Consider the following 14,076-nt stretch of genomic DNA (forward strand, 5'->3'; position numbering starts at 1 on the left):
GACAGTCTGAGGTAGCCCCGGCTTGTGGCCGTCAGAGGCCGACGGCGAGCGTTTCCAGCCCATGGAAGTGGTAAGTGTCGCGGAAGCGCGCCTCTTCGGCAAGATGCAGCTTCGGATGCCGTTCGAACAAGGTTTTCAGCGACACCTGCAATTCGAGCCGGGCGAGCGGCGCGCCGATGCAGAAATGGATACCGGCGCCGAAGGAGACGTTCTTCTGGTCGGCACGGTCGGGCCGGAAGGCGAGGGGATCGGCGAAGGCGCGTGGGTCATGATTGGCCATGCCCAGCAGCAGCCCGATCGTCTGGCCCGGCTGCACGACGATGCCGGGCGCGACCTCGATCTCCTGATAGGCATAGCGCGCGAACATGTGCAGCGGCGCGTCGAAGCGCAGGCATTCCTCGACCGTTGCCGCGGTCGCCTCGGGCGAACCGAAGAAGCGGCTGACATCGCCGCCTTGCAAAAGGATCGAGCGGACGGCATTGCCGGTCTGATGCACGGTCGCTTCATGGCCGGCATTGAGCAGCAGGATCGCCGAGGACACCATCTCGTCCTCCGACAGCCTCTCACCGTCCTCCTGCGCCGAGATCAGCAGCGACAAAAGGTCGTCGCCGGGATTCCGGCGTCGCTGGGTGACGTAGCCTCGCAGGAAATCGGCAAATTCGCGGGCGGCGCGGTTGGCCGTCTCTTCGATCGCGCGTGTGCGGCCATGCATGTACATGGCAACCATCTGGTGCGACCAGTCGAGCAGTTGCGGCCCCATTTCGACCGGGACGCCGAGCATTTCGGCAATGATGGTGATCGGCAAGGGCGCCGCGAAAGCAGGCAACAGGTCGACCGTCTTGCCTGGTTCGAAACGGTCGATCAACTCGTTGGCCAAAGCCTCGACACGCGGCCGCAGCCGTTCGACCTGGCGCGAGACGAAGGCGCGGTTGACCAGTGTTCTCAGCCGCGTGTGCACCGGCGGCTCCAGTTCCAGCATCGAATTGGCTTCGACGCCGTCGAAGGCCTTGAGATGGCTGCGGTCCTGTCCAATGCCGCGGCTGTCTGGAGTGCCGGCCGGGTTCTGCCGGCCGAAGCGGCGATCGCGCAGCAGCCGGTTGACGTCGTCGAAACCGCCAAAGCACCAGAAGCCGAATTCTTCCCAGAAGAATGCATTCGATACGCCGTGCAGGAAAGCATAGGCATCATAAGGGTCTTGAAAAAAGGCCGGCTCGTGCGGGTCGAGCCGCAGATGTCGAGTGGCTGGATCAAAGGCCAGGGCGGTAGGCGTCAATTTGCTCATGCCAGACCAATAGCGCGGCTTGCCAGCCTGGTTCCAGACCGTATGTTGGCGCCCGCAATCCAATATGTTGAGCCAGCCGACCGGCTGCGGAAAGTCTGATTTGATGAAGGTGATCGTTGTCGGTGCGGGTATTGCCGGTCTCTCGACGGCGTGGTCGCTGGTTAAGGCCGGCCACGGCGTTTCGATCGTCGAGCAAGGGCCGATCCCAAACCCGATGGCCGCGTCGGGCGACCATCATCGCATCATCCGCCGCGCCTACCGCGCGGGGACCGGCTATGGCCGGCTGATCACCGAAGCCTACCAGGCCTGGGACGAGATGTGGGCCGATCTCGGCGAAAGCCACCTCGATCCCAGAGGATTTGTCTGCATTTCGCGCGAGCCGGGCGACGAGGCCGAGGAATATCGCGAGGGTCTGGAAGAAGGCAATTTTCCGTTCGAATTGCTGGAGCCGGATGCAGCCGTGATGCGCTGGCCGTTTCTGGAAGCCGGGTCGTTTCGCTACGCCTATTTCTCAACCGAAGGCGGCGCCCTGCATTGCCGCAAGATCGCGTCCGGCCTGGCAAAGTGGCTGCGCGCCAACGGCGCCAATGTCTACGAAAATAGCAAGGTCGTCGAAGTCGACGCCGAAGCCGGCCACATCGTGCTCGAAAGCGGTGAGACCATGCAGGCCGACCGCATCGTTGTCGCCGCCGGCGCCTGGGTGCTAAAACTGTTTCCGGAGCTGGACGGCGAGCTGAAGACCTATCGAACCGCACTTGCCTATGTCGAACCGCCGGCCGACCTCGAGGCGGCCTGGCAGGCGGCACCGGTCGTCCTCGATGTCGGCGGCGCGATCGACGGCTATGTGATCCCGCCCTCCGGCGGCGCCGGCATGAAATTCGGGTCCGGGCTGCACAGGGTGCCGACCAGCGACGCCGATTGGAACCGTCAGCCGGTGGCGGGCGAGGGCGAGGCGATCCGCAACCTGTTTTCGCCGCCGATCGACCGCATCGCGGAGTATCGTGTGACCGAGGTCGTCACCTGCGCCTACACTTTCACATCAGACGAAAAATTCATGGCGCATGAAAAGGGCAAATGCCTTGTTGTCTCGGCATGCTCCGGCCACGGCTACAAGTTCGGCGCGGCGGTCGGCAGGCGCGTTGCCGCTGCTGTCGGCGATGGGGATATTGCCGGCTTGAAGGCATGGCTGCGGGCGGAGGTCGCCTGAGCGCCGCCGGGGGTGACCTAATTCTGGCAATGCCTGGGAATATGCACCCGCCGCCAGCCCGATGAACCCTCGCGAACCAGCACACGACGCGCGACGGTCTGGTAGGAGGCGGGAACATCGATGATGCGCCTTTGCTCCGGCCGCACCAGCACCTCCTGGGCGATCCTGTCGTATTGTGCGGGGATGACCACGCGCCGCGTGCGTTCGGGCTGGATCACCACGGTTTTGGCAACACGTTCGTAGCGCGCCTTGTGCCAGACCTTGCACAGCACTTTGCGGCCATGGATGACGCGCCATTCCCAGGAATAGCCGCCGCCATCGATTCGGACCGTACGGTAGACCGTGCGGGTGACGGCCGGCACGATCTGGTAGGTCACTTGCGCCGGAACGGTCATCACGACGCGCTCGCGCGTGCCATAGATAGGGGCGATATAGTCGACCTGCTGACCGGGCGGACTGATCATCACGTCTTCATAGACCGTGTCGTAGACGGCCGGACTGCGGACCGGCTCATAACATTCGACGGCGCGGCCGCCGGCCGCCGTCTGCGAAATCGTGCCGAGCATGGTCAGCCCGGCGATGATGAAGCATGCGGTTTTCCCGGGCATGACACTTCCCCTGTTGAACTCTACGCATAAGTTCAACGCTGAATTGTAGAGGAAGCCGTCTCGGAAAAAAGCGGTTTCGGCGCATTTCGTTAAGTGACGCGGTTAAGAAACTGCTACCTTGCGCGGCCGGCCATGCGGCTCCAGACCCGCGGAAGCATCCGCCGCCGCGAATCCTTGGTCAGAAAGCTTGATTCGACTTACCCAGATGGCTAGGAGGGGTCGGCCTTGCACAAGGATGAGCCGGCATCCTATTTACGGAATAACGATCCAGAACCGATTCTGCCCGATCTGCCGGCATTCCCGGCGCCGGAATCCCACCGCGAGATAAGAGATATCTGATGAAGAACCCCGTCGAAACCTACATGAACCTCGTTCCGATGGTGGTCGAACAGACCAATCGCGGCGAGCGGGCCTACGACATTTTCTCGCGCCTCCTCAAGGAGCGCATCATTTTCATCACCGGTCCGGTCGAGGACGGCATGGCGACGCTGGTCTGCGCGCAGCTTTTGTTCCTCGAAGCCGAGAATCCGAAGAAGGAAATCAATCTCTACATCAATTCGCCGGGCGGCGTCGTCACCTCGGGCATGGCGATCTACGACACCATGCAGTTCATCAAGCCGGCCGTGTCGACGCTCTGCATCGGCCAGGCGGCTTCGATGGGTTCGCTGCTCCTGACCGCCGGTCACAAGGACATGCGCTTTGCCACGCCGAACGCCCGCATCATGGTTCACCAGCCTTCCGGCGGCTTCCAGGGCCAGGCGTCCGACATCGAGCGCCATGCCCTGGATATCATCAAGCTGAAGCGTCGCCTCAACGAGGTCTACGTCAAGCACACCGGCAAGAGCTACGAAGAGATCGAGAAAACGCTCGACCGCGACCATTTCATGACCGCCGACGAAGCCAAGGATTTCGGCCTCATCGACAAGGTCATTTCGTCGCGCGAGGCGGCCGAAGGGGCGCTGGCATAAAGGCAAGTTGGCAGTTGGATGGCACCATCACGCGCTTTTGGCGCGTCTTGCGGCATTTCGGCCACAATTGGCTGTTCCCTCGGGGGACAGGATTGCCTACGTTAAGGCTATGTTGAGTTTCGGCGGCTTAGCTTTATGCGGGGTTGTCGCGAATCATTGCCACGTTTTCTGATTTGTGTTTCGTACGGAATGCGTTGCGGGAGCCGGGACACACTGGCGGCGGCGGATTCCCGCGATAGATAGAGTATGCGCCCTTTCAGCCAGACCATCGGCGGGCGGCCATGAAAGGACATGAAAATGAGCAAGGTCGGCAACAACAGCGGCGATTCCAAGAACACGCTTTACTGCTCGTTTTGCGGCAAAAGCCAGCACGAAGTGCGCAAGCTGATCGCCGGTCCGACGGTCTTCATCTGCGACGAGTGCGTCGAACTCTGCATGGACATCATCCGTGAAGAGAACAAGACCTCGATGGTGAAGTCGCGCGAAGGCGTGCCGACACCGCAGGAGATCCTCAAGGTTCTCGACGATTATGTCATCGGTCAGCCCTACGCCAAGCGCGTGCTGTCGGTGGCGGTCCACAATCACTACAAGCGCCTCGCGCATGCCGGCAAGAACAACGATGTCGAACTGGCGAAGTCCAACATCCTTTTGATCGGCCCGACCGGTTGCGGCAAGACGCTGCTCGCGCAGACGCTGGCCCGCATCATCGACGTGCCCTTCACCATGGCTGACGCGACGACGCTGACCGAAGCCGGCTATGTCGGCGAGGACGTCGAGAACATCATCCTGAAGCTGTTGCAATCGGCCGACTACAATGTCGAGCGGGCCCAGCGCGGCATCGTCTACATCGACGAGATCGACAAGATTTCGCGCAAGTCGGACAATCCCTCGATCACCCGCGACGTGTCGGGCGAGGGCGTGCAGCAGGCGCTTCTGAAGATCATGGAAGGCACCGTCGCCTCCGTGCCGCCGCAGGGCGGCAGGAAGCACCCGCAGCAGGAGTTCCTGCAGGTCGACACAGCCAACATCCTGTTCATCTGCGGCGGCGCCTTCGCCGGGCTGGACAAGATCATCTCTGATCGCGGCCGCAAGACCTCGATCGGCTTCGGCGCGGTCGTCGCTTCGCCGGAGGATCGCCGCACTGGCGATGTCTTCCGCCTGGTCGAGCCCGAGGATCTGTTGAAGTTCGGTCTTATCCCCGAATTTGTCGGCCGTCTGCCGGTCCTGGCGACGCTGGAAGACCTCGACGAACCGGCGCTGATCCAGATCCTGACCGAGCCGAAGAACGCGCTGGTCAAGCAGTATCAGCGGCTGTTCGAAATGGAGAATGTCGATCTGACCTTCCACGAGAACGCTCTTTCGGCGATCGCCAAGCGCGCCATCGAGCGCAAGACCGGCGCGCGCGGCCTGCGTTCGATCATGGAGGCGATCCTGCTCGACACGATGTTCGAGCTTCCCGCGCTCGAAGGCGTGCGCGAAGTGGTGATTTCGGAGGAGGTGGTGACCGGCAGTGCCCGGCCGCTCTACATCTACTCCGAGCAGAAGGAAAAGAAGGGCAATGTCAGCGCCTGACATGATGAGCCCGCAGCGAAATTCTGAAACGGCGCCGCAAGGCGCCGTTTTGCTGTCACACAGGGCTTTTGCGCGGCGTACGGCTTGGCGTCGCAAATGTGTCACTCGCGGACGGGTTGGAAGTGCGGATTTGGACACGCCCCTTGATCTTTGGGGGTCGTGCATCCAACTAACTGGAGAAGGCCGAGGTGCCCGATTTCTGTGCTGTAAAACTCCCGTCATAAACGGTGGTAGGCGGAACGATCCCCGGTCGTTAATATAAGATTCGCGGTTGGCTGATTGGCGGCCGCGACATGAAAGGTTGGACAATGGCCAAAGTATCCAAGGCACCCAGCGACGGCGTCTTCGCAGTTCTCCCACTGCGCGACATCGTGGTGTTCCCGCACATGATCGTGCCGCTCTTCGTCGGGCGTGAGAAGTCGATCAAGGCGCTGGAAGAGGTGATGGGTCAGGAAAAGCAGATCCTGCTTGCCACCCAGATGAATGCCGCCGACGACGATCCCGAGCCCGATGCCATCTTCGACATCGGCACGCTCGCCAATGTGCTGCAATTGCTCAAGCTGCCCGACGGCACCGTCAAGGTTCTGGTCGAAGGCGCTTCGCGTGCGAAAATCGTCTCGTTCACCGACCGTCCCGACTTCCACGAGGCCCGCGCCGCGGCGCTGGTCGAGCCGGACGAGGAAGAGGTCGAGGTTGAGGCGCTGGCGCGTTCGGTCGTCACCGACTTCGAGAACTACGTCAAGCTGAACAAGAAGATCTCGCCCGAAGTGGTGGGTGCAGCCAGCCAGATCGACGACTATTCCAAGCTCGCCGACACGGTCGCCTCGCATCTCGCCATCAAAATCCCTGAGAAGCAGGAAATGCTGGCCACGCTCTCGGTCAAGGAGCGGCTGGAAAAGGCTATGGGCTTCATGGAAGCCGAAATCTCCGTCCTGCAGGTGGAGAAGCGCATCCGCTCGCGCGTCAAGCGCCAGATGGAGAAGACGCAGCGCGAATACTACCTCAACGAGCAGATGAAGGCGATCCAGAAGGAGCTCGGCGAGGGCGAGGACGGCCGCGACGAGGCCGCCGAGATCGAGGCGCGCATCAAGAAGACCAAGCTCTCCAAGGAGGCCCGCGAAAAGGCGGAAGCCGAGTTGAAGAAGCTCCGGACGATGTCGCCGATGTCGGCTGAATCGACCGTCGTGCGCAACTACCTCGACTGGATCCTGTCGATCCCGTGGGGCAAGAACTCCAAGGTCAAGCAGGACCTGGCGTTCGCGCAGAACGTGCTCGACACTGATCATTTCGGCCTCGACAAGGTCAAGGAGCGCATTGTCGAGTATCTCGCCGTGCAAAGCCGCCAGAAGAAGCTGAAGGGGCCGATCCTGTGCCTCGTCGGCCCTCCCGGCGTCGGCAAGACCTCGCTCGGCAAGTCGATCGCCAAGGCGACTGGTCGCGAATTCATCCGCATGGCGCTTGGCGGCGTGCGTGACGAGGCCGAGATCCGTGGTCACCGGCGCACCTATATCGGCTCGATGCCCGGCAAGGTCATCCAGTCGATGAAGAAGGCCAAGAAGTCCAACCCGCTCTTCCTGCTCGACGAGATCGACAAGATGGGCCAGGACTTCCGTGGCGATCCGTCATCGGCGTTGCTTGAGGTCCTCGATCCGGAACAGAACTCGACGTTCATGGACCATTACCTCGAGGTCGAATACGACCTGTCGAGCGTCATGTTTGTGACGACGGCGAACACGCTGAACATCCCGGCGCCCTTGATGGACCGCATGGAGATCATCCGTATCGCCGGCTACACCGAGGACGAGAAGATCGAGATCGCCAAGCGGCACCTGATGCCGAAGGTGATCCGCGATCACGCGCTGCAGCCGAAGGAGTTTTCCGTCGGTGAGGACGCGATCCGCGCCATCGTCCAGACCTACACCCGCGAAGCGGGCGTCAGGAGCCTGGAGCGCGAGCTGATGAAGCTCGGGCGCAAGGCGGTGACCGAGATCCTGAAGACGAAGAAGAAGACGGTGAGCATCACGGCGGAGAACCTCTCCGATTACCTTGGTGTGCAGCGCTACCGCTTCGGCCAGGTCGAGGCTGACGATCAGGTCGGTGTCGTTACAGGTCTTGCCTGGACGGAAGTCGGCGGCGAACTGCTGACGGTCGAAGGCGTCATGATGCCCGGCAAGGGCCGCATGACGGTGACCGGCAACCTGCGCGACGTGATGAAGGAATCGATTTCGGCGGCGGCCTCGTATGTCCGCTCGCGCGCCGTCGATTTCGGCATCGAGCCGCCGCTGTTCGACAAGCGCGACATCCACGTGCACTTGCCGGAAGGCGCCACGCCGAAGGACGGCCCGTCTGCGGGTGCTGCCATGGCGACAGCCATTGTGTCGGTACTGACGGGTATTCCGGTCCGGGCGGATGTGGCGATGACCGGTGAGATAACGCTTCGCGGCCGCATCTTGCCGATCGGCGGGCTCAAGGAGAAGCTGCTCGCCGCGCTGCGCGGCGGCATCAAGAAGGTGCTGATCCCGGAAGACAATGCCAAGGATCTGGCGGAGATCCCGGACAACGTGAAGAACGGCATGGAGATCATTCCGGTCTCACGTGTCGGCGAGGTGTTGCGCCACGCGCTGGTGCGTATGCCGGAGCCGATCGAATGGGTCGAACCGGTCAATCCGCCGGCCTCGACAGACAGTGCCGACGACGCTGGAAAGTCCCTGGCGCATTAGAGCGCCGGGCGTCCATCTGGACGCACAAAGGACGCTCTAACGCTCGGACTTGCGCATGGCCCTTTCCGAAAACCGGCTACGGTTTTCGAGGCTATGCGTTGGTTTTCGTCAAGGTTGCAGCGCACAAACGGAGAGCCGGGCCTAGAGCCCGGCTTTTTCATGTGAAAAACCCAGCATTTCCGGGCTTTTTCCGCTTTTTTCCTGCCTTTTCGACTTGGTTGCGGGAGCGCTTCTTTCTAAAGTCCGTTTCCTGCCGGATGAGTCGATAGTTCCGGTGTTCTCATGGAAGGGAATTTTTATGAACAAGAACGAACTGGTGTCCGCTGTCGCCGACGCCGCGAGCATTTCGAAGGGTGACGCGCAGTCGGCGGTCGATGCGGTATTTTCCGTGATCACCGGCGAACTGAAGAAGGGCGGCGATGTCCGGCTTGTCGGCTTTGGCAATTTCTCCGTGTCAAAGCGTGCGGCGTCGACCGGCCGCAATCCTCAGACCGGCGCCGAAGTGAAGATCCCGGCGCGCACCGTGCCGAAGTTCTCGGCCGGCAAAGGCCTCAAGGACGCAGTCAACTAAGCGTTTTTTCTTTTCAGAGACCTCAGAAAAGCCGGGCTTGCCCGGCTTTTCATTTTGGCGCCCTACGCGGGTACATGCGACCAGAAAAGCCGGGCTTGCCCGGCTTTTCATTTTTGTGCCCGACGCTGACGCGACGGCGGCCGGCTTACGCGGTCGGCGCCTCGGTGCGCATAAGACCTTCCTTCTTGAGATCGGCCCAAAGCGCTGGGGGCAGTTTCGCATCGAGCAGCGAGCGATTGCTCTCGACTTCGCTCGGCCGCTGGCCACCGGGGACCACCGAGACGACCGAGGGGTGCAGCAGCGGGAATTGCAGGGCGGCCTCGATCAGCCTGACACCATGACGCTTGCAGACGTTTTCGATCCCGGCGACCCGATCGAGTATGTCCTTCGGCGCTTCCGAGTAGTTGTAGTAGGCGCCGGGCTTCGGTCCGGTCGCCAGGATGCCGGAGTTGTAGGGGCCGCCGAGAACGATGCCGATGCCGCGTGCCTGGCAGAGCGGCAGGAAGGACGTCAGCGCCTCCTGTTCCAGGAGCGTATAGCGTCCGGCCAGCAGGAACAGGTCGAAGTCGCCGCGCTCGGCCAGCGTCTGCGCGACCTGCCACTCGTTGATGCCGCCACCGAACGCCTTGATCACGCCCTGGTCGCGCAGCGAAAGCAAGCCGTAATAGCCCGAGCGCATGAACTCCTCGATGCGCCGGTCGGAGGCTTCCTTGCTGCCATGCGTGAAGATGTCGACATCGTGGACGAAGAGGATGTCGATCCGGTCGACGCCGAGGCGCTCAAGCGAGGCTTCGAACGAGCGCATGACACCGTCATAGCTGTAGTCGTACACCTCGCGGCGTGACGGCGTGTCGAAGAACTTGCCGATGCCGGTGCGCTCTTCGGGCGGGCAGGCGCGCATGATGCGGCCGACCTTGCTCGACAGCACATAGTCGTCGCGCTTCTTGCCGCGCAGGAACGGGTTGAGCCGCGTTTCCGAGAGGCCGAGTCCATAAAGCGGCGCGGTGTCGTAGTAGCGGCAGCCGGTCGCCCACGCGGCCTCCAGCGTGGCGTTGGCGTCCTCGTCGGAGACGGCACGGTAGAGGTTGCCGAGCGGCGCCGCGCCGAAGCCGAGCTCGGTGAAACTGATGCCGCCATTGCCGATGCGGTCGAAATGCCGTGTCTTCATATGCTGCTGCTTGCCTCGCCTGATTTGTCTGACATGACACTATCACGCCTGTGATCAGGCAAAAGCATCGCTGCGCGTTGGACACGCATTTTCGCGGTTGCTAGCATGAACGAAATCAAGCTGTTCGTGGCAGCAATGGCGGCAAATCCCAGGGGTGATTTTTGATGGCAGGATCGCGGTGAGCGACAAGAGCAAAAGCCTGTTCGAGATCGCGCTTGAGGAGCTCGGCGGCGTGCTGGCACGCATCGACGAAAGCCGGATCGACGCCGCCTGCAAAATGCTGGCCGGCGCGCGACAGATCGTCGTCTATGGCTGCGGCCGCGAGGCCTTGCAGGTCAAGGGTTTTGCCATGCGGCTCTATCATTTGGGCCTGCCGGTGTCCGTGGTCGGCGACATGAACACACCGCCGCTGGGGCAGGGCGATGTCTTCCTGGTCAGTTCCGGGCCGGGAGAGACCTCGACCGTGCTGACCCTGATGCAGGTCGCGCACGATGCCTACGCGACCAACCTCCTGCTGACCGCCCGGGCCGAAGGCAGCGCGGCAAGGCTTGCCGACTTCACCCTGCTCATTCCCGCGCAGACCATGGCCAACGATCAGGGGGCGCAGAAGACATCGGTGCTGCCCATGGGCTCGGTTTTCGAAGGCGCGCTGTTCCTGCTGTTCGAGGTGATGGTGCTGAAACTCAGGGAATTGATCGGGGCGTCGCCCGAAGCCATGCGCGCCCGCCACACCAACATGGAATAGATCATGCGCTACGAACTGATGCTGCCACACCAGATCCGCAGGGCGATCGCCGAGAATTGGCCGGTCGCTCTGCCGCTCGGCGTGCTCGAATACCATGGCGAGCACATGGCCGTCGGCATGGACACGCTGGCCGTCGTCAAGACGCTGGAGCTGTTCGAAAAGGAGAAGGACGTCGTCATCCTGCCGCCCTTCTACTACGGTGCTGCGAGTTATGCGGTGGCGCCCCCGGAAGGCAGCGGCTCGGTGCAGGTCGGCGGCAATGCGCTGGCGCCGTTCGGCGAGGAGCTGTTCTACAGCCTGCTGCGCATCGGCTTTCGCAACATCCACGCCATCATCCACCACCAGACCGAGAACTTTGCCGCCGGCATGCCGACCGATCTGGCGTTCAAGACCGCCGGCCGCCAGGCGATCTTCCGCTTCCTCGAAAAGGAGCGCGGCGAGGGCTGGTGGGGCTCTCAGGCGATGGCCGACTACTATTCCGGGCACGCCGCGGGTGAAAATTTCTTCAACTGGGTGCAAGTGCATCCGCTGATGTCGGCTGACATGAACGGCAAGTACCCGTTCGATCATGCCGGCATCGGCGAGACCTCGCTGATGCTGGCGCTATGCCCGGAGGCTGTCGATGCCGACCGCTTTGCCGACAATACCAGCTGGTATACGGCGAGCGCCAAGGAGGCATCGGCAGAACTCGGGCAGAAGGGCGTGGCGATGATCCTTGATCATCTGCGGGAGATATTGAGCGGCTAGCGCGGTTCTTCCTTCTCCCCCTGTGGGGTGAGAAGCGGTCCGCGTCGCGGACGAAAAGCCAATTGCTTGGCTTTTCGAGCTTCGAACGCCCTGAGCCTGCGAAGGGCCGGGCGTGGTTAGTCGATCCACCCTGCCGGGTCCCCGCTGCTTCGCAGCGTCCCGGCGTTCGCCGGCCTTTCATCGTGCCACTGGCACGATGAATTCGCCTTCGGCGAACCGGCTGCTCACCCCACAAGGGGAGAAGGGAAGGCCGGCCCTGCTACTTCACCGCTCCGGCGGTCATGCCCATGATCAGATAGCGCTCAAGCGCGATGCCGATCACCGCCAGCGGCGCGATGGCTGCCGTGGCGAGCGCCGCCATCGACCACCAGTTGATGCCTTGCGATCCGGTCTGGCTCGCCACCATGACCGGGATGGTCTTGGCGTCGGTCGAGGTCAAAAGGGCGGCGAAGAAATACTCGTTCCAGCACAGCACCATCGCCAGGATGAAGGCGGCGACCATGCCCGGCAGCGCGATCGGCATGACGATGCGGAAGAACGCCCCCCAGATCGACAGCCCGTCGACAAGGGCTGCTTCCTCGAGCTCAACCGGGATCGAGTTGAACTGGTCGCGCATGATCCAGATGACGATCGGCAGCACCATCAGCGTGTAGAGCAGGATCAGTCCGATGCGCGTGTCGAGCAGGCCGACCTCGCGGTAGAGCACCAGGAAGGGCAGGGCCAGCACCACCGGCGGCAGGATCAGCTGCGACAGGAAGAAGAACGAGATGTCCTCGTTCTTGAACCAGGCGAAATGATAGCGATAGCGGGTGAGCCCGTAGGCGGCGAGGCTGCCGATGACGATGGCGAGGCTCGACGCGCCGACCGAGGTGATCACCGAATTCATGAAGCGCTTGAGGAACTCCTCGCGCACCGTCGAGGTCTGGAAAATCGAGTCCGGCGACAGGCCGAGCGAGCGCCAGCCTTTCCAGTCCGGCTGGAAGTCGACGAAGGGGATGAGATGGCCCTGCGTGACGTCGACCGCGGTCTTGAACGAGGTTGTCACCGTCCAATAGATCGGGAACAGGCAGATGAACGCCCAGAAGGCCAGCGCGCCATAGATGAAAACGCGGCTGGCGAGGAAGCTCGCCGGCGAGCGGATTTCCGAGGCGACATATTCGGTGGTCTGAACGCTCATCGGGCTCAATTCACCCCCATCTTGCTTTAATTGACATTGCGGACAAAACGGTTGGCGAATTTCAACAGCCACGTGACGAAGACGACGATGATCACCAGATAGGCCATCGCCAGCATGGTTCCGTAGCCGACATTCGAGCGGTCGCGGTATTCGCGATAGATGAAGCTCGACACGGAATCGGTGGCGCCGCCCGGGCCGCCGGACGTCACGGTGATGATGATGTCGGCAAGCTTCAACTTGAAGATGATGCGCAGGATCACCGCCGTCACGGACACCGGCAGCATCAGCGGAAAAGTGACCTGCCAGAAGGTCTGCCACGCATTGGCGCCGTCGACGCGTGCGGCTTCGAGCACCTCGCGCGACATCGCCTGCAGCCCGGCCAGCAGCATGATCATCATGAATGGAATGAAGGTCCAGGCATCCAGTATCATGATCGATATGCGGGCGATGATCGGGTCGGAGAAGAAGGCGGGATTTTCCCAGCCGAGATGGCGCGCCAGCGTTGCTGCCGGTCCGAACCGGTATTCCATCAGCGACTTGCCGATCATCCACGACACCGCGACCGGCGACAGCATCAACGGCATCAGGAAGACGACGCGGAAGAATTTTCGCGCCCGGATCTGCGCGTTGAGCAGCAGCGCCAGGCCGAAGGCAATGACATATTCGACCGCCACCGCCAGCACATAGAGCACCATGTTGAACAGCGCATTGCGGTAGTAGGGATCGGCCAGCATCTGCCAGAAATTGTCGAGCCCATTGAACTTGCGGCCACTGAAGGAACTGAGGTTCCAGTCGGTGAGCGCGATGTAGAAACCGAACAGCGTCGGGAAGATCACCATGGCGATGGTGAACAGCAGCGCCGGCAGCAGGAACAGGGCACGCTGGCCGTCCTCGCCGCGCGTCAGCACCTGGCCGATGCCGATCGCCACGCCCCACAGAACATAGGCATAGACGACGGGGCGCCAGGTCTCGAAGCCGATCGTATCGGCGCTGCCCTTGTAGAGGATCTCCAGCACGATCGTCGCCAGCAGGCCAAGCGTCGCAACGGCCATCAGCGCCCGGCCAAGGCGTTTGCGGCCTGGAGAGATCAGATCGGAAGGGCCGGCATCTGCCGGCCACGGGTTCGCGGTCGAAGTCTGGTCAGCCACAAATCTCGCCCGTTTGAAGGCTCTCGATGAGCCGGAGCCGGTCTAAAGTGGTGGGGGGGGGGGGGGGGGGGGCGGGGGGGGGGGGGGGGGGGTGTTTTTAAAAATAGAGAACACCAGACCGGGGAGAAGTGGGGGGGTGGGGGGTTGGGTTGTTTTTTTTTTA

The 14,076-nt window shown here is 62.2% G+C and carries 12 protein-coding genes; 7 read left to right on the forward strand and 5 right to left on the reverse strand.

All coding sequences use genetic code 11. The features are described 5' to 3' along the window. Positions 1 to 31: 31 nt before the first annotated feature. Complete coding sequence (locus tag AC0L3E_RS17610; RefSeq protein WP_473605268.1) at positions 32 to 1,282, reverse strand: cytochrome P450; 1,251 nt, start codon at positions 1,280 to 1,282, stop codon at positions 32 to 34. Between the two features lie 103 nt (positions 1,283 to 1,385). Here AC0L3E_RS17610 and AC0L3E_RS17615 point away from each other — a divergent pair, with 103 nt between their 5' ends. After that, complete coding sequence (locus tag AC0L3E_RS17615; protein WP_473605269.1) at positions 1,386 to 2,489, forward strand: NAD(P)/FAD-dependent oxidoreductase; 1,104 nt, start codon at positions 1,386 to 1,388, stop codon at positions 2,487 to 2,489. Between the two features lie 17 nt (positions 2,490 to 2,506). Here AC0L3E_RS17615 and AC0L3E_RS17620 read toward each other — a convergent pair whose 3' ends face one another. Then, on the reverse strand, positions 2,507 to 3,097 hold the full coding sequence (locus AC0L3E_RS17620; protein WP_128308225.1) for a hypothetical protein: 591 nt from the start codon (positions 3,095 to 3,097) through the stop codon (positions 2,507 to 2,509). A 338-nt stretch (positions 3,098 to 3,435) separates the two neighbouring features. On the opposite strand from AC0L3E_RS17620, the gene clpP reads away from it, so the two are divergent. The 4 genes from clpP (at position 3,436) to hupB (ending at position 8,928) form a co-directional block, all read left to right on the forward strand. After that, entirely contained in the window at positions 3,436 to 4,065 is a 630-nt protein-coding gene (gene clpP, locus AC0L3E_RS17625) for an ATP-dependent Clp endopeptidase proteolytic subunit ClpP (RefSeq protein WP_013532191.1), read from the forward strand. Between the two features lie 297 nt (positions 4,066 to 4,362). Beyond that, the gene (clpX, locus tag AC0L3E_RS17630; RefSeq protein WP_013532190.1) at positions 4,363 to 5,637 is read left to right on the forward strand and encodes an ATP-dependent Clp protease ATP-binding subunit ClpX; all 1,275 of its coding nucleotides are present in this window, start codon (positions 4,363 to 4,365) and stop codon (positions 5,635 to 5,637) included. A 308-nt stretch (positions 5,638 to 5,945) separates the two neighbouring features. Further along, positions 5,946 to 8,357 carry an endopeptidase La gene (lon, locus tag AC0L3E_RS17635; protein ID WP_127810676.1) on the forward strand — a complete coding sequence of 804 codons (2,412 nt, stop codon included), beginning with the start codon at positions 5,946 to 5,948 and terminating at the stop codon, positions 8,355 to 8,357. Positions 8,358 to 8,655: 298 nt separating this feature from the next. After that, a complete protein-coding gene (gene hupB, locus AC0L3E_RS17640) occupies positions 8,656 to 8,928 on the forward strand; it encodes a DNA-binding protein HupB (RefSeq protein ID WP_127268007.1) in 273 nt (90 codons plus the stop codon). A gap of 145 nt (positions 8,929 to 9,073) precedes the next feature. Here hupB and AC0L3E_RS17645 read toward each other — a convergent pair whose 3' ends face one another. After that, positions 9,074 to 10,096 carry an aldo/keto reductase gene (locus AC0L3E_RS17645; RefSeq protein WP_128308223.1) on the reverse strand — a complete coding sequence of 341 codons (1,023 nt, stop codon included), beginning with the start codon at positions 10,094 to 10,096 and terminating at the stop codon, positions 9,074 to 9,076. A gap of 178 nt (positions 10,097 to 10,274) precedes the next feature. On the opposite strand from AC0L3E_RS17645, the gene AC0L3E_RS17650 reads away from it, so the two are divergent. Continuing rightward, positions 10,275 to 10,841: an SIS domain-containing protein gene (locus tag AC0L3E_RS17650; protein ID WP_473605270.1), complete on the forward strand. Its 567-nt coding sequence runs from the start codon at positions 10,275 to 10,277 to the stop codon at positions 10,839 to 10,841. A 3-nt stretch (positions 10,842 to 10,844) separates the two neighbouring features. Beyond that, complete coding sequence (locus AC0L3E_RS17655; RefSeq protein ID WP_128308221.1) at positions 10,845 to 11,588, forward strand: creatininase family protein; 744 nt, start codon at positions 10,845 to 10,847, stop codon at positions 11,586 to 11,588. A 259-nt stretch (positions 11,589 to 11,847) separates the two neighbouring features. On the opposite strand, the gene AC0L3E_RS17660 is transcribed toward AC0L3E_RS17655, so the two are convergent. Together AC0L3E_RS17660 and AC0L3E_RS17665 are read right to left on the reverse strand one after the other, a co-directional pair. Beyond that, a complete protein-coding gene (locus AC0L3E_RS17660; RefSeq protein WP_127268003.1) occupies positions 11,848 to 12,765 on the reverse strand; it encodes a carbohydrate ABC transporter permease in 918 nt (305 codons plus the stop codon). Between the two features lie 26 nt (positions 12,766 to 12,791). After that, on the reverse strand, positions 12,792 to 13,913 hold the full coding sequence (locus AC0L3E_RS17665; RefSeq protein ID WP_473605271.1) for a carbohydrate ABC transporter permease: 1,122 nt from the start codon (positions 13,911 to 13,913) through the stop codon (positions 12,792 to 12,794). Between the last annotated feature and the right edge of the window lie 163 nt (positions 13,914 to 14,076).

Source organism: Mesorhizobium sp. WSM4822, assembly GCF_055811155.1.